At 60.5% G+C, this 19,151-nt stretch carries 18 protein-coding genes and 1 pseudogene; 13 read left to right on the top strand and 6 right to left on the bottom strand.

The genetic code is table 11. The features are described from left to right. The 9 genes from pimA to AB7828_RS15110 all read left to right on the top strand — a co-directional run bounded on the left by pimA (window position 1) and on the right by AB7828_RS15110 (window position 11,249). A complete protein-coding gene (gene pimA / locus AB7828_RS15150; RefSeq protein ID WP_120286727.1) occupies window positions 1–1,653 on the top strand; it encodes a dicarboxylate--CoA ligase PimA in 1,653 nt (550 codons plus the stop codon). A 15-nt stretch (window positions 1,654–1,668) separates the two neighbouring features. Continuing rightward, window positions 1,669–2,853 carry an acetyl-CoA C-acyltransferase gene (locus AB7828_RS15145; RefSeq protein WP_120286728.1) on the top strand — a complete coding sequence of 395 codons (1,185 nt, stop codon included), beginning with the start codon at window positions 1,669–1,671 and terminating at the stop codon, window positions 2,851–2,853. A 97-nt stretch (window positions 2,854–2,950) separates the two neighbouring features. Next, window positions 2,951–5,047, top strand: coding sequence for a 3-hydroxyacyl-CoA dehydrogenase NAD-binding domain-containing protein (locus tag AB7828_RS15140; RefSeq protein WP_120286771.1), 2,097 nt, complete (start codon window positions 2,951–2,953; stop codon window positions 5,045–5,047). A gap of 222 nt (window positions 5,048–5,269) precedes the next feature. Beyond that, on the top strand, window positions 5,270–6,352 hold the full coding sequence (locus AB7828_RS15135; RefSeq protein ID WP_120286729.1) for an ABC transporter substrate-binding protein: 1,083 nt from the start codon (window positions 5,270–5,272) through the stop codon (window positions 6,350–6,352). A 68-nt stretch (window positions 6,353–6,420) separates the two neighbouring features. After that, a complete protein-coding gene (locus tag AB7828_RS15130) occupies window positions 6,421–7,248 on the top strand; it encodes an ABC transporter ATP-binding protein (RefSeq protein ID WP_120286730.1) in 828 nt (275 codons plus the stop codon). Then, a complete protein-coding gene (locus AB7828_RS15125; RefSeq protein ID WP_120286731.1) occupies window positions 7,245–8,039 on the top strand; it encodes an ABC transporter permease in 795 nt (264 codons plus the stop codon). The genes AB7828_RS15130 and AB7828_RS15125 overlap by 4 nt, the downstream gene beginning before the upstream one ends. A 108-nt stretch (window positions 8,040–8,147) precedes the next feature. Then, window positions 8,148–9,335, top strand: a complete 1,188-nt coding sequence (pimC, locus tag AB7828_RS15120) for a pimeloyl-CoA dehydrogenase large subunit (protein ID WP_120286732.1) — start codon at window positions 8,148–8,150, stop codon at window positions 9,333–9,335. Window positions 9,336–9,506: 171 nt separating this feature from the next. Beyond that, window positions 9,507–10,649, top strand: coding sequence for an acyl-CoA dehydrogenase family protein (locus tag AB7828_RS15115; protein ID WP_120286733.1), 1,143 nt, complete (start codon window positions 9,507–9,509; stop codon window positions 10,647–10,649). Between the two features lie 210 nt (window positions 10,650–10,859). After that, window positions 10,860–11,249 (top strand): zinc-binding dehydrogenase, encoded by a 390-nt coding sequence (locus AB7828_RS15110; protein ID WP_439068999.1) that lies wholly within the window; start codon window positions 10,860–10,862, stop codon window positions 11,247–11,249. Between the two features lie 130 nt (window positions 11,250–11,379). On the opposite strand, the gene AB7828_RS15105 is transcribed toward AB7828_RS15110, so the two are convergent. From AB7828_RS15105 to AB7828_RS15090, 4 genes and pseudogenes are all read right to left on the bottom strand, one after another. Then, window positions 11,380–11,907, bottom strand: a complete 528-nt coding sequence (locus AB7828_RS15105; protein WP_441230491.1) for a hypothetical protein — start codon at window positions 11,905–11,907, stop codon at window positions 11,380–11,382. Between the two features lie 125 nt (window positions 11,908–12,032). Then, window positions 12,033–12,527 carry a DUF302 domain-containing protein gene (locus AB7828_RS15100; protein WP_120286736.1) on the bottom strand — a complete coding sequence of 165 codons (495 nt, stop codon included), beginning with the start codon at window positions 12,525–12,527 and terminating at the stop codon, window positions 12,033–12,035. A gap of 78 nt (window positions 12,528–12,605) precedes the next feature. Then, a pseudogene (locus tag AB7828_RS15095) lies at window positions 12,606–13,462 on the bottom strand (alpha/beta fold hydrolase). 84 nt (window positions 13,463–13,546) lie between these two features. Continuing rightward, entirely contained in the window at window positions 13,547–14,317 is a 771-nt protein-coding gene (locus AB7828_RS15090) for an alpha/beta hydrolase (protein ID WP_120286772.1), read from the bottom strand. 212 nt (window positions 14,318–14,529) lie between these two features. On the opposite strand from AB7828_RS15090, the gene AB7828_RS15085 reads away from it, so the two are divergent. From AB7828_RS15085 to AB7828_RS15075, 3 genes are all read left to right on the top strand, one after another. After that, window positions 14,530–15,492: an AraC family transcriptional regulator gene (locus tag AB7828_RS15085; protein ID WP_120286737.1), complete on the top strand. Its 963-nt coding sequence runs from the start codon at window positions 14,530–14,532 to the stop codon at window positions 15,490–15,492. Between the two features lie 408 nt (window positions 15,493–15,900). Continuing rightward, window positions 15,901–16,377, top strand: a complete 477-nt coding sequence (locus tag AB7828_RS15080) for an exonuclease domain-containing protein (protein ID WP_441230490.1) — start codon at window positions 15,901–15,903, stop codon at window positions 16,375–16,377. Next, complete coding sequence (locus AB7828_RS15075; protein ID WP_439064779.1) at window positions 16,371–16,790, top strand: BRCT domain-containing protein; 420 nt, start codon at window positions 16,371–16,373, stop codon at window positions 16,788–16,790. Before AB7828_RS15080 ends, AB7828_RS15075 begins: the two co-directional genes overlap by 7 nt. A gap of 83 nt (window positions 16,791–16,873) precedes the next feature. Here the strand turns inward: AB7828_RS15075 and rpoH are convergent, their stop codons facing one another. Further along, on the bottom strand, window positions 16,874–17,749 hold the full coding sequence (rpoH, locus tag AB7828_RS15070; RefSeq protein ID WP_120286773.1) for an RNA polymerase sigma factor RpoH: 876 nt from the start codon (window positions 17,747–17,749) through the stop codon (window positions 16,874–16,876). A gap of 110 nt (window positions 17,750–17,859) precedes the next feature. Further along, a complete protein-coding gene (locus AB7828_RS15065) occupies window positions 17,860–18,312 on the bottom strand; it encodes an Hsp20 family protein (protein ID WP_120286739.1) in 453 nt (150 codons plus the stop codon). A 243-nt stretch (window positions 18,313–18,555) separates the two neighbouring features. Between AB7828_RS15065 and AB7828_RS15060 the strand changes: the two genes are divergently transcribed. Then, on the top strand, window positions 18,556–18,882 hold the full coding sequence (locus AB7828_RS15060) for a hypothetical protein (RefSeq protein ID WP_120286740.1): 327 nt from the start codon (window positions 18,556–18,558) through the stop codon (window positions 18,880–18,882). Window positions 18,883–19,151: the final 269 nt, after the last annotated feature.

Here is a 19,151-nt window from a genome sequence, read left to right as displayed (position 1 = left end):
ATGAAATATCCCGGCGAGAAATTCTATCCGGAAGGCGTCCGCTGGGATGAGCCAATCAAGACCGGCCTCGTGCCGGCGCTGCTGGAGCAATCGGCACGCGAATTCGCGGATCGACCGGCCATCGAATTCCGTGGCCGTCAGATCAGCTATTCTGAGCTGAATGCCAAAGTCACGGAGACGGCCGCCGCTTATCTGCGCGACGGTCTCGACCCCGGCACCACTGTCGGGATCTTTCTCGGCAACACGCCGGATCATCCGATCAACTTCTTCGGCGCGCTCAGGGCGGGCGCGCGTCTCGTGCATCTCAGCCCGCTTGATGGCGAGATCACGCTAAAGCATAAATTGACCGACAGCGGCGCGCGGGTCGTCGTCACCAGCAATCTCGCGTCGATTTTCCCGCGCGCCCTTGCGTTTCTCAAGGCCGGCATCGTCGATCGCATAATTGTCTGCGAAGACGAAGCATGGGGCGCGGCCAAGAACGCGCTGGCTTCCTACGACCGGCGTCCGGAGATCGTCACTTTCGCGGATTTCATCAAGGAGGCGCAGTCGCCCGCGACCTGGCCGGCTCTCGATCAGGACGACGTCGCTCTGCTTCAATACACAGGCGGGACCACTGGCCTGCCCAAGGGAGCGATGCTCTCGCATCGTAATCTGACCGCCGCGGTCTCGATCCGGGAAGTGTGGACGCGCCCGTTCCGGGCCAAGCGCAGCATTGCCGAGCGGGTGATCTGTGCGCTTCCCTTGTTTCACATCTATGCCCTTACGCTCGTGCTGATGAAGCGGCTGCGCTACGGCGACCTCATTTCGCTGCATCAGCGCTTCGACCTGGACGAGATTATGCGCGACATCGAGGTCAAGCGCGCGACAGTCTTTCCGGGCGTGCCGACCATGTGGATCGCCATCACAAGCCTGCCGGATCTCGACAACCGCGATCTGTCGTCGTTGGTCTCCTGCGGCTCGGGTGGAGCGCCGCTGCCCGTCGAGGTCGCGGCGATCCTCGAGCGCAAGACCGGTCTGCGGCTGCGCAGCGGCTGGGGCATGACCGAAACCTCGTCGCCGGGCACCACGCATCCGTCGGACGGTCCGGACCGGCCCGGCTCCATCGGCTTGATGCTGCCGGGCATCGAAATCGACATCGTCGCGCATGACGACCCGCACCGCGTGCTGCCTGCCGGCGAGGTTGGTGAATTGCGCATCCGCGGGCCGAACGTGACGAAGGGGTACTGGAATCGCGACGAAGACCGTTCCGAATGGTTCATCGGCGATCGCTTCCTGACCGGCGACATCGGCTACATGGACGCCGATGGCTGGTTCTATCTGGTCGACCGTAAGAAGGATCTCATCATATCGGGCGGCTTCAACGTGTATCCGCAACTGATCGAGCAGGCGATCTATGCGCATCCGCACGTCAAGGAGGTGCTCGTCATCGGCATTCCCGACGAATATCGCGGCGAGGCCGCAAAAGCCTATGTCACGCTGCGGCCCGGCGCCGCGGGTTTCGACATCGACGAGTTGCGCGCCTTCCTCACCGGCAAGATTGGCAAGCATGAATTGCCGACGGCGCTCGATTTCATCGACGAACTGCCGCGCACCAATGTCGGCAAGCTGTCCCGGCAAGCGCTCCGCGACCAACTCTCCTTCCGTTCTGCTTAAACTGGAACTTCTCCCATGACCGATGCCGTTATCGTTTCGACCGCGCGTACCCCAATTGGAAAAGCCTATCGAGGCGCGCTCAACAACACTGATGGTGCCACGTTGCTGGGCGAGGCGATCAAGGCGGCGGTGACGCGCGCGCAGGTCGATCCCGGCGACATTGAGGACGTGGTCATGGGCGCCGCCATGCAGCAGGGCACCACCGGCGGCAACATCGCCCGAAAGGCCTTGCTGCGCGCAGGCTTGCCGGTTTCGGTGTCGGGCACCACGGTCGATCGCCTTTGCGCGTCGGGGCTGCAGGCCATCGCCATCGCCGCCCGCTCGGTGATCCACGATGGCGTCCAGATTGCGGTCGGCGGCGGCGGCCAGTCTATCACGCTGGTGCAGAACGAACATGCCAACACCTATCGCGCCGTCGATCCTGCATTGATGGAGATGAAGCCGGACATCTATATGCCGATGCTCGAGACAGCGGAGGTGGTGGCGAAGCGTTACGCGATCTCGCGCGACCGGCAGGACGAATATTCGTTCGATAGCCAGATGCGCACCGCATCCGCGCAGACCAGTGGCAAGTTCGACGACGAGATCGTGCCGCTGACGACCACCATGTCGGTGACGAACAAGGAGACCAAGGAAACGAGCCTGAAAGGCATCACGCTGTCGCAGGACGAGGGACCGCGTCCGGATACGACGCAAGATGGCCTGACCAGGCTGAAGCCGGTGCGCGAAGGCGGCTGCATCACGGCAGGCAATGCCAGCCAGCTGTCGGATGGCGCCAGCGCCATGGTGATCATGAGCGACAGGGAAGCGGCGCGGCGGGGTCTGGAGCCGCTCGGCATTTTCCGGGGCTTCGTGTCAGCAGGCTGTGAGCCGGACGAAATGGGCATCGGCCCGGTTTACGCCGTCCCGCGCCTTCTCGCGCGTCACGGCCTTGGCATCGACGATATCGACCTCTGGGAACTGAACGAGGCCTTTGCGGTCCAGGTGATTTATTGCCGCGACAAGCTCGGCATCGATCCGGCGAAGCTGAACGTCAATGGCGGCGCCATCTCCATGGGCCATCCCTATGGCATGAGCGGCGCGCGGCTGGCCGGCCATCTGTTGATCGAGGGCCGCCGCCGCAAGGCGAAATATGGCGTCGCGACCATGTGCGTGGGCGGCGGCATGGGCACCGCGGGCCTGTTCGAGATCATCCACTGACCCGCGTGCCGATAATAACGTGCGCAGCGTTCTGCGGCTGGCAGGACCGCGGCTCGCTGCGGGCACCGAGTGATAATGCTCTGATTGGAGAATGACATTGAGCGAAGTCGTCAAGCTCGCGGTGACCGACCGCTGTGCGGTCGTTACCATCGACTCACCGCCGGTGAATGCGCTGAGCGCCGCCGTCCGCCGTGGGATCCTCGAACGGGTCGAGGCCGCAAATGTGGACGCCGCAGTGGATTGCATCGTGATCGCCTGCGCCGGACGCACATTCGTCGCCGGTGCCGACATCACCGAATTCGGCAAGCCGCCGCAGTCGCCATCCCTCAACGAGGTGATCGCTGCGATCGAGAGCTGCAGCAAGCCGGTGATCGCCGCTATCCATGGCACCGCGCTCGGCGGCGGGCTCGAACTCGCGCTGGGCTGTCACTTTCGTGTCGCCACGAACGACGCGAAACTCGGCCTTCCTGAGGTGAAGCTCGGTCTGCTGCCCGGGGCCGGCGGCACGCAGCGCCTGCCGCGCGCGGTCGGTCCGGAATTCGCCGTCAAAATGATCGTGACCGGCGAGCCGGTCGGCGCCGCCGAGGCGCGCGAGCGCCGCCTGATCGACGATATCGTCGAAAGCCCGGCGGATGGCGCGATTGCTTTTGCGAAGCGCGTCGTTGCCGAGCGGCGCCCGCTGCTTCTGCTGCGCAACGACGACTCAAGGCTCGCGGACGCACGGGCGGATCGCTCGCTGTTCACCGCCGCGGCTGCGGCAGCAACGAAGAAAGCGCGTGGAATGAATGCGCCTCTGGCTTGCGCCGAGGCGGTGAGCTGGACCCTCGACACGCCGTTCGACGACGCGTTGAAGCGGGAACGCGAGACCTTTCTAAAACTCGTGGTCGACGATCAGTCTAAGGCGCAGCGTCACGCGTTCTTTGCAGAACGTGAGGCGGTCAAGGTTCAAGGCGTGCCGGTTGGCGTGAAGCCGCGGCCGGTCGAGCGCGTCGCCATCATTGGTGCTGGCACCATGGGCGGCGGTATCGCGATGGCCTTTGCCAATGCCGGCATCCCCGTGACCCTGATCGAGACCGGAGCGGCGCAGCTGACCCGTGGCCTCGGCATGATGCAGAAGAATTGGGAAGCCACCGCGGCACGCGGCGGCATTGCCGCGGACGAGCCCGGCAAACGCATGGTTCTGATCGACGGCAAGGTCGGGCTCGAACATGTCAGGGACGCTGATCTTGTCATCGAGGCCGTGTTCGAAACCATGGCCATCAAGAAGGACGTCTTCACCGCCATTGATGCCCATGCAAAACCGGGCGCGGTGCTGGCCACCAACACGTCCTATCTCGACATCAACGAGATAGCGGCCGTCACAGGGCGGCCGCAGGATGTCCTGGGCATGCACTTCTTCTCACCGGCCAATATCATGAAGCTCTGCGAGATCGTGCGCGCCGACAAGACGGCGGCCGATGCGCTGCTGACGGCCGCCGCGGTGGCCAAGCGCATCCGCAAGACGCCCGTCGTCGTGGGCGTCTGCCACGGCTTCGTCGGCAACCGCATGCTTGCCGTTCGCGGCCTGCAGGGCGAAGCGCTGCTTAAGAGCGGCGCGCTGCCCGAACAGGTCGACGCGGTCATCACCCGATACGGCCTTCCCATGGGCCCGTTCGCGATGGGCGATCTCGCCGGCCTCGATATCGGCTGGCGCTCGCGGCAGGATCGCGGCATCCGCTGGGACATCGCCGATGCGATCTGCGAGGCGGGCCGCCTCGGCCAGAAGACATCCAAAGGTTACTACCGGTACGAAGCGGGATCGCGGGCGCCGATCTCCGATCCGGAAGTCGAAAAGATTATCGACGACACCTGCAGGCGTCTTGGCCTGACGCGTCGGGCGATCGGCGATCAGGAAATTCTGGAGCGCATGATCTATCCGATGATTAACGAAGGCGCGCGCATCCTCGAGGAAGATATCGCGGCGCGCCCGAGCGACATCGACGTGATCTGGCTCTACGGGTATGGATGGCCGACCCACCGCGGCGGTCCGATGTTCTATGCCGACCAGGTTGGCCTGAAGCACATCGTCGGGCGGCTCGAATTCTATGCCGACCACCTCAACGAGCCGGCCTTGAGACCGGCCGCCTTGCTCGCTCGGCTGGCGAGCGAAGGCGCGACTTTCGCATCGCTCAATGCTGCAAGGAGCGACCGCTGACGGACGCCCTGCGGATGATAACGACGCCTTCATACGCTTGGGCAGTCCGCGCTAGATGCCGCGAGGGCAGCCGCATCATGGCGAATGGTGGGCTGCACAAAAACTGATGAAATGTGAGCAGGTTTTTGTCGCTCGTAAACGAGTGCTGAGCTTGTGTACGAGTAATTTACCGAATAGCGTTGCGTTAATTGTCAACCGGCTTGAGCCTGGAGTTTTAAGAACATGAATAAGCTTCTTGCTGTTTTCTTTCTGACGGTTTCCGCCTGCGGCGCGCTTTCCGGTGCCGTCTCCGCCGAACAAATCAACGTCCTGCTGCCGCAGCGCAACGCGAACGAGGCCATCGCACCGTTCATCGCTGCGAAATATCTCGGCTATCTCGATCAGGAGGGGCTCGACGTCGCCTACATCCTGGCGGCAGGATCGAACGAGGTCGCCATTCAGGTTGCTACCGGCAACGCCCAGATCGGCTGGGCCAGTCCGGCGCAGGCCGTGATCGCGATGCAAGAAGGCGTCGCCGCGCCGCTCGACCTGCGTTATTTCTCCAGTGTTGAATATCGCAATATCTGGTCAATCTCGGTTCCGGTCGACAGCGCGATACAGTCGGTCACCGAATTGAAAGGCAAGCGCATCGGTGTGACGGCGCTTGGCAGCGCCGCCATGAATTATGGCAAGGCCTATCTTCGCGCCGCTGGGCTGAATCCGGACCGCGATGTCACCTTCATTCCGATCGGCGCCGGCGGGCAGGCGATGGCTGCCATGAAGCAAAAGGTGGTCGACGCGATCGTGTTTTGGGAGACGGCGAATATCACCTTCGGGCTCGCCGGCTCGCCGGTCAGGCAGTTGCCGATCGACGACAAGCTCGCCAAGCTTCCCGACGTTTCGCTTCTGGCGACCAATGAAACAATCAAAAAAAAGCCGAAGCTGCTCGCCGGTTTCGGCCGTGCGCTGGCCAAGGGCCTCGACTTCTGCCTCGCCAACCGAACCGCCTGCGTCCTGATGACCTGGAAAATCTATCCGGAAAGCAAGCCTGCCGAGGGCTCCGTCGAACAGAAGCTTGAGCGCGGATTGAAGATGACCACCACTTGGGACGGTTGGACCGATCTCGAGATCGGCGACAAGCGCGGCGTGTTCATCGAATCGCGCTGGCAGGATCTGAGCGATTTCCTGCTGCAGGGCGGTCAGATCGCCAAGCCGATTCCGGCGTCGCGCATGTTCACCACCGAACTAGTCGATCAGATCAACGACTATGATCGGGCAGCGATCGTGAAACAGGCGAAGAATTTCGACCTAAAAACGCTTCAATAGCGAGCGGCACATTCGATAGCGCGGCCGCACGGGCGCGCCCACTTCACCAAAACGAACGAGACATATGCATGCTGACGTCTCCCGTCACAGAGACCGATAGGCCGGCGATTGCGAGCCGCGGGCTGATCACGATCGAGAATGTCGAAAAGAAATTCGCCACACACTCGGGCGAGGTCGTGACTGCGCTCGCGAAAGTCAATCTCGACATCAAGGAGAACGAATTTGTTTCGGTCGTCGGACCGAGCGGATGCGGAAAGACGACGTTGCTGCGCATCCTGGCCGGCCTGACCTCGGTGACGTCGGGGACTGTGAAATGCGATGGCGAAATCCTCCGCGGGCCGCGGTCCGATGTCGGCATCGTGTTTCAGCAGGCTCTGCTGTTGCCGTGGAATACCGTTCTGGACAATGTTCTGCTGTCGCCCCATCTGAAGAACGATCGGTCGGAGGCGACCAGGTGGCGTGCAGAACGCTGGCTGGATTTCATGGGGCTTGCTGATTTCGCCCGGAAATATCCGTTCGAACTGTCGGGAGGCATGCAGCAGCGCGTCGCCATCTGCCGCGCGCTGATGCGCGAGCCGAAGGTTCTTCTGATGGACGAGCCGTTCGGTGCGCTCGATGCCATGACCCGCGAGTCGCTGAATGTCGAATTGATGCGGGTCTGCTCAGAAGAGAAGAAGACCGTGCTGTTCATCACGCATAGCATTCCAGAGGCTGTGCTGCTCGGCGACCGCGTAGTGGTGATGTCGCCTCGGCCCGGCCGCATCTCGGAAATCATCGACGTCGATATCGCGCGGCCGCGCAGTCTCAAGACCATGGCTGACACGCGTTTCGGCGAGATTTGCGATCGGATCAGGACCATTTTCGGCTCGGAAGCGCCGACGGGGGCGTCACTATGAACCACAAGCTAGCGAACCAATTATCCGCGCGAATCCAGGTGATCGCCCTAGCGATCGTTCTCGTGGCTCTCTGGGAAGCCATCTGCCGCATCGGCCATGTCTCACCGCTGGTGGTGCCAGCGCCCAGCGGCGTCGCCGTCCGCCTTTACACCCTGCTGAGCGATGGGACGATGTGGCCGCATCTGCTGGTCACATTGACCGAGGTGCTGATCGGCTTCGCTGTCGGAATAGCATCCGGCCTCATCGTTGGCGCGCTGATATCCTTGGTGCCGGTGATCGAAAAGCTGGTCTATCCCTATCTGGTCGCATTGCAGACCGTGCCGAAGGTCGCCGTCGCGCCGCTTCTGGTGATCTGGTTCGGTTACGGCTTGACCTCGAAGGTCGTGATCACCGCGCTGATCTGTTTCTTCCCGATCCTAGTCAGCGTCATTTCCGGCTTTCATTCCACCGATCGCGATCAGCTCGACATGATGAAGGCCTATGGCGCGACGACATGGCAGACGCTGCTCCGCCTGCGGATTCCTTCCGCGCTGGTCCTGATCTTTGCGGGGCTCGAAATCGCATCCGTTCTCGCGGTGATCGGCACCATCGTCGGCGAGTTCGTGGGCGCGCAGGCCGGGCTCGGTTACCTGATCATGAACTATAATTTTAATTTGGACATCACCGGCGTCTTCGCCGTCCTGATCATTTTGTCGGCGATCGGCATGATCCTGCACGGCATCACGCGTTTTGCCGGGCGTCGCTACATCTTCTGGATCCGGCGCGAGCAGCCTGCCGTGATGCCGCACTAAATCGCGGCCGCATCTCAAACCCCTGAAATCGTAGGGCGCCCTCGTGATGATGAGACGCCCCTAGCATGGTTACGGGCCGCGGCCCGCCGAAACCGGAGTCTTAGGTATATGGATCTCAGTTTTACGGCCGATGAAATCGCGTTTCGCGACGAAGTGCGTGAATTCTTCGAGGACAACCTCGACCCTGCGGTGCGCGCCAAGCTGATGGCGACGCGGCATGTTAGCAAGGATGAACTGGTCTCCTGGCAACGCGTTCTGAATCGGAAGGGCTGGGGCGTGCCGCACTGGCCGGTAGAATATGGCGGTACCGGGTGGAGCGCGGCGAAGCAATATATCTTCCTTGAGGAGCTGCAGAAACATCCGGCGCCGCCGCCATTGCCGTTCGGCGTCAACATGGTCGGTCCGGTCATCTACACTTTCGGCAATGACGCGCAGAAGAAGCACTATTTGCCGCGCATCGCGAATATGGACGACTGGTGGTGCCAGGGTTTTTCGGAGCCGGGTGCTGGCTCGGACCTCGCCTCGCTGAAGACCACGGCGAAGAGAAAGGGTGACGTCTATATCGTCAACGGTCAGAAGACCTGGACCACACTGGCGCAGCATGCCGACTGGATTTTCTGCCTGTGCCGCACCGATCCCGATGTTAGGAAGCAATCAGGCATTTCCTTCCTCCTGATCGACATGGCATCGAAAGGCGTCACCGTCCGTCCAATTCAAATGATCGACGGCGGCGCCGAGATCAATGAAGTGTTCTTCGATGAGGTTCTGGTGCCCGCCGAAAACCTCGTCGGCGAGGAAAACAAGGGATGGGATTATGCCAAGTTCCTACTCGGCCATGAGCGCGTCAATATTGCACGCGTCGGCATCTCGAAGGCACGCATCCGCCGCATCAGGGAGCTTGCGGGCAACGTGATATCGGGCGGCAAGCCGCTGATCGAGGATCCGCAATTCCGTCAGAAACTCGCCGCCATCGAGATCGAGCTTAAGGCGCTGGAGCTGACGCAGATGCGTGTCGTTGCCGCCGAAGGCAAGCATGGCAAGGGCAAGCCGGATCCGGCCTCGTCTATCCTCAAAATCAAGGGTTCGGAAATCCAGCAGACGCTGACCGAGCTCTTGCTCGAAGTCGCCGGCCCGTTCGCGATGCCTTTCCTCCCAGAAGCCGACGGCACAAACGACGAGACCGACTGGGCCTCGCCGATCGCGCCGACATACTTCAATTGTCGGAAGGTTTCGATCTATGGCGGCTCGAACGAGATCCAGCGTAACATCATCGCCAAGGCCGTTCTCGGCCTTTGATCATTCTTACCTCTTACCTCCGAAGGAGGTCGACGCGCGCAGCGCGGCCGCTGAGATCACATAGCCCGTCGCTCGCGGCCCCCTTCACCCGGCGCTTCGCGCCGAGATGAAGAAGAGCCGAGCCGGCTCATTCAACGCACGCGCACTCCGCGCGATCCGAAAGAAAACACGATGGATTTTGATCTTTCCGAGGAGCAGCGCCTCCTCAAGGACAGCATCGACGGCCTTTTGAAGTCGTCCTACGATTTCGAGGCCCGCAAAAAGTATCGCGCTGAGCCTGGTGGCTACAGCAAGGCCATGTGGGGCAAGTTTGCCGAGCAGGGCCTGCTTGGCCTGCCGTTTAGCGAGGAAGACGCCGGTTTCGGCGCCGGTCCCATCGAGACCATGGTCGTAATGGAAGCGATTGGCCGCAATCTGGTAGTCGAGCCCTATCTCGACACGGTCGTCATCGGCGGCGGCTTTCTGCGCCGCGGCTCAAGCGACCAGCGTGCAGCACATCTGCCGAGAATTATTGAGGGCGGTAAGAGCATGGCCTTTGCCCAGCTCGAGCGCGGCTCGCGTTATGATCTCGGCGATGTGGCGACCTCCGCCAAGAAGAACGCCGCGGGCTACGTGCTCAACGGCGAGAAATTCGTGGCGGGCCATGGCGACACGGCCGATACACTCATCGTCACCGCTCGCACCGCCGGTGGTCAGCGCGATGCCAAGGGTATCGGTGTGTTTCTCGTTCCCGCCAATGCCAAAGGAGTCGATATCCGCGGATACGAGACGCAAGATGGCAGCCGCGCTGCCGATATCAAGCTCACCAATGTGGAAATCCCTGCGGATGCCGTGATCGGTGATGCCGAGCACGGCCTTCCCATCGTCGAGCAGGTCGCCGATGACGCTCGCATCGCGCTGTGCGCCGAAGCGGTCGGCGCGATGGAGGAGGCGCTCAAGATCTCGGTTGAGTATATCAAGGAGCGCAAACAGTTCGGCGTCGCAATCGGCTCGTTCCAGGCTCTGCAGCACCGCGCCGCCGATATGTTTACCGCAATGGAGACCGCACGCAGCATGTCCTATCTGGCTTCGATGGCGTCAAGCCTCACAGATCTGGACGAACGCGCAATAACGGTCGCTGCTGCCAAGCTACAGATCGGCCGCTCGGCGCGCTTTGTCGGGCAGGGCGGCGTGCAGCTGCATGGTGGCATTGGCGTTACGATGGAGTACAAGATCGGTCACTACTTCAAGCGGCTGACCATGATCGAGCAGCAGTTTGGCGATGCTGACTTTCATTTGAACAGGGTCGCCAGGGCGGGTGGCCTAATCAGATAGTTGTGCTAGCTCCGACAAGCCCCCTTTCGGCGACCGTCTGCATCGATTTGCCATCAACCGCGAACCGTCATTGATGTGAAACGACAAGATTCCGACGCTTCGATGAGTCGTGGTCGGAGCGGAAGGGCTAGGTCGAGCACCTTCCTCCTCCAACCAGCGTAAAGCGCTGAGGCCTGCGATCTGCTCGCCTCTGGTACGTAAGCGTAGTAGCTGTGCGAAGATTTCGCCGCGCGGACGATGGAGCTGACCGGTGGCGTCGGCGCCGATGTGATCTATGACGGCGTCGGCAAGCCGGCGTTTCTCAAATCCCTCGATTGCATCCGGCCGATGGGCATGGTTATCAGCCACGGTACCGCGTCCGGCAATGTCGGCGCATTCGACTTGCAGCTCCTGCACCGCATCGTGACCCGGCCGACCTTGCGCACATGGATCGCGACCCGTCCGGCCTATGAAGCAGCCGCTGCCACTTTCTCCGAGGCGTTAACCTCAGGCAAAGTGCGCGCCGAGATCAACAGGAATTATCCGCTCAGCGAGGTCAGGCGAGCACCCGAGGAACTTCAGGGACGCGGCACAATCGGCCCGGCCATCATAGTGCCTTGAGTAGGTCAATGGCTCCTTCTGGCGCAAAGCGGACGCTGAATCTCTAGAGCGTCTGCCGCAAATGTGAGAAGACTGGGTCATAGCCGACCTGAGCTCCTCGACGAGATCGCTTAGCAGGTGCTTGGCGCTCCTAGCCCTTCGCAGCGGGTGTCGGCGGCACCGGCAGAATAATCTCAGAGGTGACCTTCCAGTCATTCCCGATGCGAAGCCAATTAATGATCGTCAGAAATGGCCTGGCTGTTCCATCCTGTCCCGCATATGAGACCGTAATGTTCATCGGCACATAGGATTCTGCTACGTCGCGCGTTAGGCCGACAATCTTGAGCTTCGAATAATCTGGCTCGAGCACGACGGGACCGGAGCTACCGATGTCATGCAGCTTTTGATCAATCGCTTGGTTGCCCCAAAAGCCGGCCCAGCTCCCCTCGGACGGGATCGCGCTCTTCGCCACCAACAGGGTGGAGGGCGATTGCCAAAACATCTCATGCAGAGCCTTGAAATCGTGGTTGTTGGCCAATTCCATGAGCCTGCCAAACTGCGATTTGATTGTGTTAAGGGTCGCGGCATCCAGCGGCTCAGCACTGACGGCGGGAGCAGCCGTGACGGCCATTGTCGAAAGAGCCGTCGCGATGAGGAGGGCAAGACGTTTCTTGTACATGTCGGAATGCTCTTCCAGGTTTAATGGCCATTCGTCTCGCTCGCGTCACGAAGTTGCGTTCTCGCGTTGCGCGATTGCCGCTTTGAGACGCTCACTTCCGCCGACCGAAACGTCATCGGGAAGTTTTAGCTTGCACATTCGCGCAGCAAGGTCGTGATTTTCGCATCGAGGTTGCGGGCGACGGCGAGTGCTTCTGCGTTGCCATATGGCAAGAGGTAGCTCTCCATTCTGTCATAGGAGAGATGCACGCCATCGGAACGTTCATCAATGAGGATTGTAACTGGAGCGTAAGATCCGGCATCGGATACGTGTTTGACCATTTCTTTCATGATGAGTGGGTTTCCCACCAAGAACCGCGTGCTGTTAGGCATCTTGGAACCAGCTTCATGACGCAGAACCGCGCCCAGGTCGAATTCAGCGAAAAGCATGAAGCCCGTGCGGCCGAGCCCGCTTTGCACAACGCGCTCCAATTCCGGGAAGGAAGTTGCTGCCCTCGACGCCTTGAAAAATTCGACTATGTCGGGCTGCCCAACAGCCGACCTCAGCGCGGCCACAACGGCATCGAATGGCGTTGAGCTCGTAAGGCTGAAACGTTCGACCTCGACTTTCTTTATTTCCATTTTGTCCTCCGAAAAATTCTCATGGATTAAGTGCGTATGATCGCGTCGATCTCTCGCCGGGGATCATGCGGCCGCTGGTTACGCGTTCAGGAAAGTCCGGACGTCACTGACGAAGATCTCGTGGTGCTGAAACAGAGCGCCGTGGCCTGAATCGGGATAGAGGACCAGCTGCGCGTTGCTGAGTTCTTTGAACATTGCGTAGGCATTGTTTGCTGGAAGCATGCTGTCGTGGCTACCGCTGACCACAAGAGTGGGCTGACGAATCGCGTGCAGAATGGTGTGCTCGGGATCAGGTGTGGCGCACCAAGTGATCAGCGCCTCGGCCTGCGGATCGGTGACCGCGCTGCGGTTGTCGGTGTCCCTATTGTCCTTGCGCACCTGCGTCCGCTTCAGGAACGCTAGGCCGGACGAGCGGCTGGCGGACGACGTCGTGAAGAACAGCGGCAGGCGGGGGTCCGGTGCATCGGTTTGGGAAAACGCGTCTTGTAGAGCTGCTAACAGGTGTTCCTCTCCCCTTTGGGCGCGGTCCCGACGAGGATGAGCTTGCGGACGAGCCGTCCATGCTCGGCAGCGATCTGCTGGGCGACGCATCCGCCGAGGGAAAAGCCCAGCAGGTCGACTTCGGAGATGCCAAGCGCGTTGATGAAGGCGACCGCGTCGCGTGCCATCGCCGCGACATTGTCGGGCGTCTGACCGGTCGAGCGACCGACTCCGGCGTTGTCGAAGGCGATCACAGGGCGATCGGCGGCGAGGACGTTGACGACGGCGGGATCCCACGCATCGATGTTGCCGGAGAAATGCTGCAGAAGCACCAGCGGCGTTCCGGTCGATGGGCCGAGGCGGCGATAGGCGAAGCGGATTCCGCGGCCTTCGATGTAGCGGGTGGGTGCCGTTTCAAGCGTGGCGTCCTCGCTCGTGATGTCGAGTGCAGTCATTTCATCCTCCCAATGCTTGGCATGAAGTAACAAGTGGGGGACCAGTGCAGCGCTCCCGGCACGCATGCGCCGGGAGCGGTCTTGTCACTTCACCAGCGCGGCTTTTTCAATCACCGCCGCGACTTCCTTCGCATGAACAACGAGCGAAGCATGGCTGCCGGCGACTTCCGTCGTCTGAGCCTTCATCTTGCCGGCGAAAAACTTCTGGGCCTCGGGTGCGATCACCTTGTCCTTCGTGCTGATGACATAGAATGTCGGCTTGTCGCGCCAGGCTGCAATGTTGACGGGCGCCTCGAATGCAACGTGATTCAACGGAAGCTGCGAGTTAGCCAGGTGCGCGGCGATCTCCGGAGGAAGGTCGGCCGCAACGGCTGACGGAAACACCTTCGTATCGATGTAGAGGTTGCCCTTGTCGTCCGGATGAATCGCCGCACCACCTTCGGTCGCAGGACCGCTCTTGGCGAGATCCGCCAGAGATTGTCCCACGTCGGGCGCGAATGCGGAGACGTAGACGAGCGCCGAGATCTTGGGGTCGTTGCCGGCTTGCGTGATCACCACGCCGCCCCAGGAATGGCCGACGAGAACGGTCTTACCGTTCTGCTTCGCCAAGGCCTGTTTGGTGGCATCGACGTCAGCGGCAAGGGAGGTGAGCGGATTTTCGACGAGCGTGACGTTGTAGCCCTTCTTGGTGAGGATGTCGGCAACAGGCTGCCAACTCGTCTGGTCGACGAAAGCACCATGGACGAGCACGATGTTGTGAGCGGCCCCCTTGGGCAGTTCGGCCGACTGGGCGGAGGCGGCAAATGCCGCTCCGGCCATGAGGACGGCGGCGGTTGAAAGCAGAAGATTTCGCATGAATGGCTCCTGTTGGATGACGAACGACGCGAGGTCGGGGATGGGCAGGCGATCCAGCAAAGTCACGGGTCTTCCATCTCCCGCTTCGGAAATGGATGACTGCACGATGCGTCCGCGCGCTTCGGCAGGACCTAATATGAAGATGTCTTGGACGGTAGAGCCCAATCGTCCAAGTATTGCGTCGGATCGTCCGCGAGATTAGCATCGCCGCCATGGACATCCTCGCCGAAGTACTCGACCGCGTGCGCCTCGGGGGGACTTTGCTGTTCCACTTCGAGCTCGGCCATCCCTGGAATCTGGCGTTGCCACAACGCCCGTACGCTATGTTTCATTATATCAGTCGTGGCTCGGCAACCCTCGCACTTGAACAGGGACAAGAGCTCCACATGGCCGCCGGCGACTGTGTCGTCATCTCGCGAGGCGAGCCACATAAGATTTATTCAGATCGCCGGACGACGCCGTTTTCGGTTCTCGACTTCGATAAATCGTCCGCGGATCGTGGCGTCGTTCGTCACGGCGGCAATGCGCAGCCGCATGCGACGATGATCTGCGGCAAGTTCACCGTGGCGCGGCCCTCACGCGGCAGCGTGCTGGACTTACTCCCGCCCGTGCTTCTCCTGAAGCCCACCGAGGACGGAGCGTGGCTCGAGGCGATTCTGCGACGCATGGTGAGCGAGTCGGCGTGTGAGCGCCCCGGCCAGGGCGTCGCGCTGTCACGACTAACAGAAGTGCTCTTCGTCGAGGTTTTGCGAAATTGGATCAAGTCTCTTGGTTCCGGAGAAGGTGGGTGGCTTGGGGCGATGGCTGACCCCCACATCGGACCGGCACTTCGGTTGATCCACGAACGACCGGATCGGCCCTGGACTCTTGATGACCTCGGGCAGCGGGTTGGGCTAGGTCGCTCGGCGTTTTCGGCGCGCTTCACCAAGCTCGTCGGTCAGTCCATGTACAGTTATCTGATCGCACGCCGGATGTCGGAGGCCGCATTCTTGCTTGAAACAAGCGACGAGGCGATCGCACGGATCGCGACCTCTGTCGGCTATGAGACCACTGCCGCGTTTTCAAAGCTCTTCCATCGACATCACGGCCTATCGCCTGGTCGTTACCGAGCAACGTTACGCTCTGACGGCGACCGAAGCCAAGAGGACGTCCTGGAAGCAGAAGTCACCGATTGATCCACGAGCTCGATAGGTCGAGCTACTACCGCCGAGCTGCCTGCTGGCGCGTCCGTTCAATGCCGTCATTGATCTCGCCGTGGCATGCTTCCACAGCTAGCTCACGCGAGCGAAACTTGACCGGCCCTTGTACCGAGCGATTGCCTGGATAAATGTTCCAGCGCCAAAGCCCCGGCTGGACCTCTTGCACGTCGTATTGAACTGTTCGATGTAGCATTCAACGCAGGCCCCATTCTCTGGCGAAAGTATATCACAGATAACGTTGCTCAAATACCCGTACCGGGAAACAGCCTGATTCCACCTCCGTATACCTGCCCTGTGGAAGCCATCGTAAGGCTTTTCAGGCTAACGACCATTGTCCTCATCCAGCCCTTGGGTAATGATCCAGACAAGCTGGGGAGCTCGGGGATGGTCAAGGATTTCATCGCATTGGATGTTGAGACGGCAAATGCCGATTTCGGCAGTATCTGCTCGGTCGGGCTTGTCCACTTCAAAGACGGAGCGGTCTTCAAGTCTCTCGACATTTTGGTCGATTCCGAGGACGCCTTCGACCCGGCCAACATCAGAATCCACGGGATTACACCCGAAAAGGTCGCCGGAAAGCCGAATATGGCGCGGGTTATTCCGGTCATCGCCGCCGCGCTTGAGAACGCAGTGATAGTCCACCACAGCCCTTTCGATCGCACAGCGCTTGCGCGCGCTGCTGGGCGATACCGGACGGGCGGGCTACCGTGCACCTGGGGGATTCCTGCCAAGCCGCGAAACGGACTTGGGATCAGTTTCGAGGGAACGGCGGCTACGGTCTTGCGAACCTTACCAAATCGTTCGGGATCGAGTTTACGCATCATCAGGCCGTCGATGACGCACGAGCATCTGGAATGTTGATGTTGCTCGCGATAGAGGCCAGCGGAACACCGCTGCATCGATGGGTTGATGACATAGGTTACGCGTCGACGGTCGATACATCTCCGCGTCGCATTCAGGCGCCTGCTTATGCCGGCAAAAAAGTCGCTCAGTCCGGCCTGTCTGATGGCCCGCTTGCAGGCGAAACGGTCGTTTTCACGGGCGCTCTTCAGATCGCGCGACAGCAAGCTGCCAGCGCCGCCGCGTCGGCCGGCTGCGATGTCGCCGACAGCGTGACCAAGAAAACGACGATTCTCGTGGTCGGAGACCAGGATCTGCGGTTGACGAAGGGGCAGGAAAAGAGATCGAAACACCGCAAGGCGGAAAGCATGATCGCCAATGGCGCGACCATCCGCATCGTAGGAGAGACGGATTTCATGCTGATGGTGCAGTAACTCGCGCCCTGCTCCCTCTCATTGGTTGTGATTGATCGGCATGAACATGTGGAGTGTGGCGAGCCTGCGCACATCGACGTTCACTACGAGTCAACACTCAAGAGCGATGCTGCATATGTTCGGGCCTTTTCCAGCGCTCTGGCTTCTACCTGACGTACCCGCTCCCGTGACACGCTCAATTCTGCGGCCAGCTCATCAAGTGTAAGCGGGGCGTCCGATAGCCATCGTGCTTCGATAATTCGCTGCTCCCTCGGTTTCAGCTGGTCGAGTGCTCGCCTGAGGATCTGCCGCCTCCAGTTTAGCTCGCTGCGTTCCGCGACATCCTCTTCAAAATTAGACGTGGGATCAGGCAGGCGCTCCTGCCACTCGGCTCCCTCTTCGTCATTCTCTCTTGACGTTGCGTTGAGCGACATGTCCCCGAGGAACCGACGATTCATATCGATCACCTCGCTCTCGGGCACGTTCAAGCGATGCGCAATCGTTGCGACGTGGTCGGGCTGCATGTCGGCGTCTTCAAGAGCTGCGATCTTGCTCTTTAGACGACGCAAGTTGAAGAACAGCCGCTTTTGGGTGGACGTAGCGCTAATCTGGACGATCGACCATGACCGCAGGATGTAATCTTGGATCGTTGCCTTGATCCACCAGCTGGCGTAGGTCGCAAGCTTGAAACCTTTAGACGGATCAAATCGCTTCACGGCTTGCATCAGGCCGATGTTACCTTCCGAAATGACGTCGGCGATAGGCAGCCCATAGCCGCGATAGCGCATCGCCAACTTGGCGACCAGACGGAGATGGCTTGTCACAAGATGATAGGCAGCGTCCCTGTCGCCGCCTTCGCGTAAGCGCCTGGCGTAGGCGAGCTCTTCTTCAGGCTTGAGGAGCGGAAACTGCTTGATAGCGGTGAGATAATTCGTAAGGCCTTCTCCAGCGGCCAAGGCTGGAAGTGCGAAGTGGGTCATCCCTGCCTCCTGACGATTTCGCGAGTGATCAGCGCGATGCCAAATGTCACGCAGGTCCGCGACGGCCGAAGCCATCGCGGAACGATTGCACAAAGCGATCGATAAAGGCGTTAGGCCGCCCTGGCTTCAAGTTGCTCGACGTTTGAGCGCGGGCCAGCGTTGATGGCGATCTTTCGCGGCTTCATGGCCTCGGGAATCTCGCGGATCAGGTTGATCTGCAGAAGGCCGTTCTCGAAAGTCGCGCTGGTTACCTGGACGTGGTCGGCGAGGTTGAACTGCCGCTTGAACGCGCGACCGGAGATGCCCTGGAAAAGGAAGTCACGCTTCTGTTCACCTTTGCGGCCGTCGACAGTCAGAACGTTCTGCTCTGCCGTCAAGCTGATCTCGTCCGGCGAGAAACCCGCCAGAGCCAGGGAGATGAGGTATCGGTCGTCACCGACACGCTCGATATTGTATGGGGGAAAACTGTCCTCGTTGGCGCGTTGTGCGGCATCCACAAGATCAAACAGGCGGTCGAAGCCAATGCTTGAGCGCCAAAGCGGAGCAAAGTCATAAGTCTTCATAGCCAAATCCTCCAATGAGCAAGATGGGTATGAGCAGGCGCCGGACACCCCCGGCGTCCGCCTCACACTGGACCCGACCTCTGGCGTCCAGCAGCACTAAAATAAAAAAAAACTGCGAGAAAGTTTCAAGGGGGCGTCGCAAATTTTTTTGGGCTTCTGCCAGGGCGATGTTCTTGACCTGCCGGCCGACCGCTCTACATCGCTCGTCGCCGTCTTAAACAGAAAGGAGTAAAGGAGGCGACCATGAAATCGAACCAGACACTCTTCGACATTCATGCAAATTCACTTCTGGCAGCAACCTACAGCGACCCGTCAGAGGTGCTCGCTAACCCGGTCCTCTCAAGCCTAGAAAAGCGCTGCGTGCTGGCGGCATGGGCGTCCGACGCATTTGCCGTCGAGAATAGTCCGTGGCTCAGGCAACTTCCCGGTTCACCGACCGCTATCCCGGTGGGACGCATCCTGAGTGCTTTGAGAGACCTCGATGAGGAGGATGATCCTCCCCCTCTGAGCGGTGCGCCGGCGGCGCGGCTTCCCATTTTGGAAGAGCCCAAATTGGCGGTCGGCTTTTAGGCTAACGTCGAGCCATGACGTAGTTAGGGACATTCATCTCGATTGCGGTCGAGACGCTTGATGACGAGCCCGCCGTGGGTGCGGCGGGCTCAAACCTCGGCCAGGGGCGCTGCACCAATAGGATCTGGAGCAGCGATGGGTACCCCTTCCCTTCGAAAGCATGGCATCCGATGCGCAAGCGGCGAGAAGCCTTGTCGTGACGTGCGGGATAAACGGACACCTAACTCTCTGAGAGTCGCAAAACCTTCACTGCGGAATATCTTCTTGCA

Origin of the sequence: Tardiphaga sp. 215_C5_N2_1, assembly GCF_052076055.1 — a bacterium.
Classification (GTDB): domain Bacteria; phylum Pseudomonadota; class Alphaproteobacteria; order Rhizobiales; family Xanthobacteraceae; genus Tardiphaga; species Tardiphaga robiniae.
The sequence above is the reverse complement of the archived record's forward strand: the minus strand, read 5'-3'. Positions and strand labels throughout refer to the sequence as shown.

Coding starts and splice junctions, on each gene's coding strand:
- pimA (WP_120286727.1), top strand. CDS start 1: ATGAAATATCCCGGCGAGAAATTCTATCCGGAAGGCGTCCGCTGGGAT.
- AB7828_RS15145 (WP_120286728.1), top strand. CDS start 1,669: ATGACCGATGCCGTTATCGTTTCGACCGCGCGTACCCCAATTGGAAAA.
- AB7828_RS15135 (WP_120286729.1), top strand. CDS start 5,270: ATGAATAAGCTTCTTGCTGTTTTCTTTCTGACGGTTTCCGCCTGCGGC.
- AB7828_RS15130 (WP_120286730.1), top strand. CDS start 6,421: ATGCTGACGTCTCCCGTCACAGAGACCGATAGGCCGGCGATTGCGAGC.
- AB7828_RS15125 (WP_120286731.1), top strand. CDS start 7,245: ATGAACCACAAGCTAGCGAACCAATTATCCGCGCGAATCCAGGTGATC.
- pimC (WP_120286732.1), top strand. CDS start 8,148: ATGGATCTCAGTTTTACGGCCGATGAAATCGCGTTTCGCGACGAAGTG.
- AB7828_RS15115 (WP_120286733.1), top strand. CDS start 9,507: ATGGATTTTGATCTTTCCGAGGAGCAGCGCCTCCTCAAGGACAGCATC.
- AB7828_RS15105 (WP_441230491.1), bottom strand. CDS start 11,907: ATGTACAAGAAACGTCTTGCCCTCCTCATCGCGACGGCTCTTTCGACA.
- AB7828_RS15100 (WP_120286736.1), bottom strand. CDS start 12,527: ATGGAAATAAAGAAAGTCGAGGTCGAACGTTTCAGCCTTACGAGCTCA.
- AB7828_RS15090 (WP_120286772.1), bottom strand. CDS start 14,317: ATGCGAAATCTTCTGCTTTCAACCGCCGCCGTCCTCATGGCCGGAGCG.
- AB7828_RS15085 (WP_120286737.1), top strand. CDS start 14,530: ATGGACATCCTCGCCGAAGTACTCGACCGCGTGCGCCTCGGGGGGACT.
- AB7828_RS15080 (WP_441230490.1), top strand. CDS start 15,901: ATGGTCAAGGATTTCATCGCATTGGATGTTGAGACGGCAAATGCCGAT.
- AB7828_RS15075 (WP_439064779.1), top strand. CDS start 16,371: ATGTTGATGTTGCTCGCGATAGAGGCCAGCGGAACACCGCTGCATCGA.
- rpoH (WP_120286773.1), bottom strand. CDS start 17,749: ATGACCCACTTCGCACTTCCAGCCTTGGCCGCTGGAGAAGGCCTTACG.
- AB7828_RS15065 (WP_120286739.1), bottom strand. CDS start 18,312: ATGAAGACTTATGACTTTGCTCCGCTTTGGCGCTCAAGCATTGGCTTC.
- AB7828_RS15060 (WP_120286740.1), top strand. CDS start 18,556: ATGAAATCGAACCAGACACTCTTCGACATTCATGCAAATTCACTTCTG.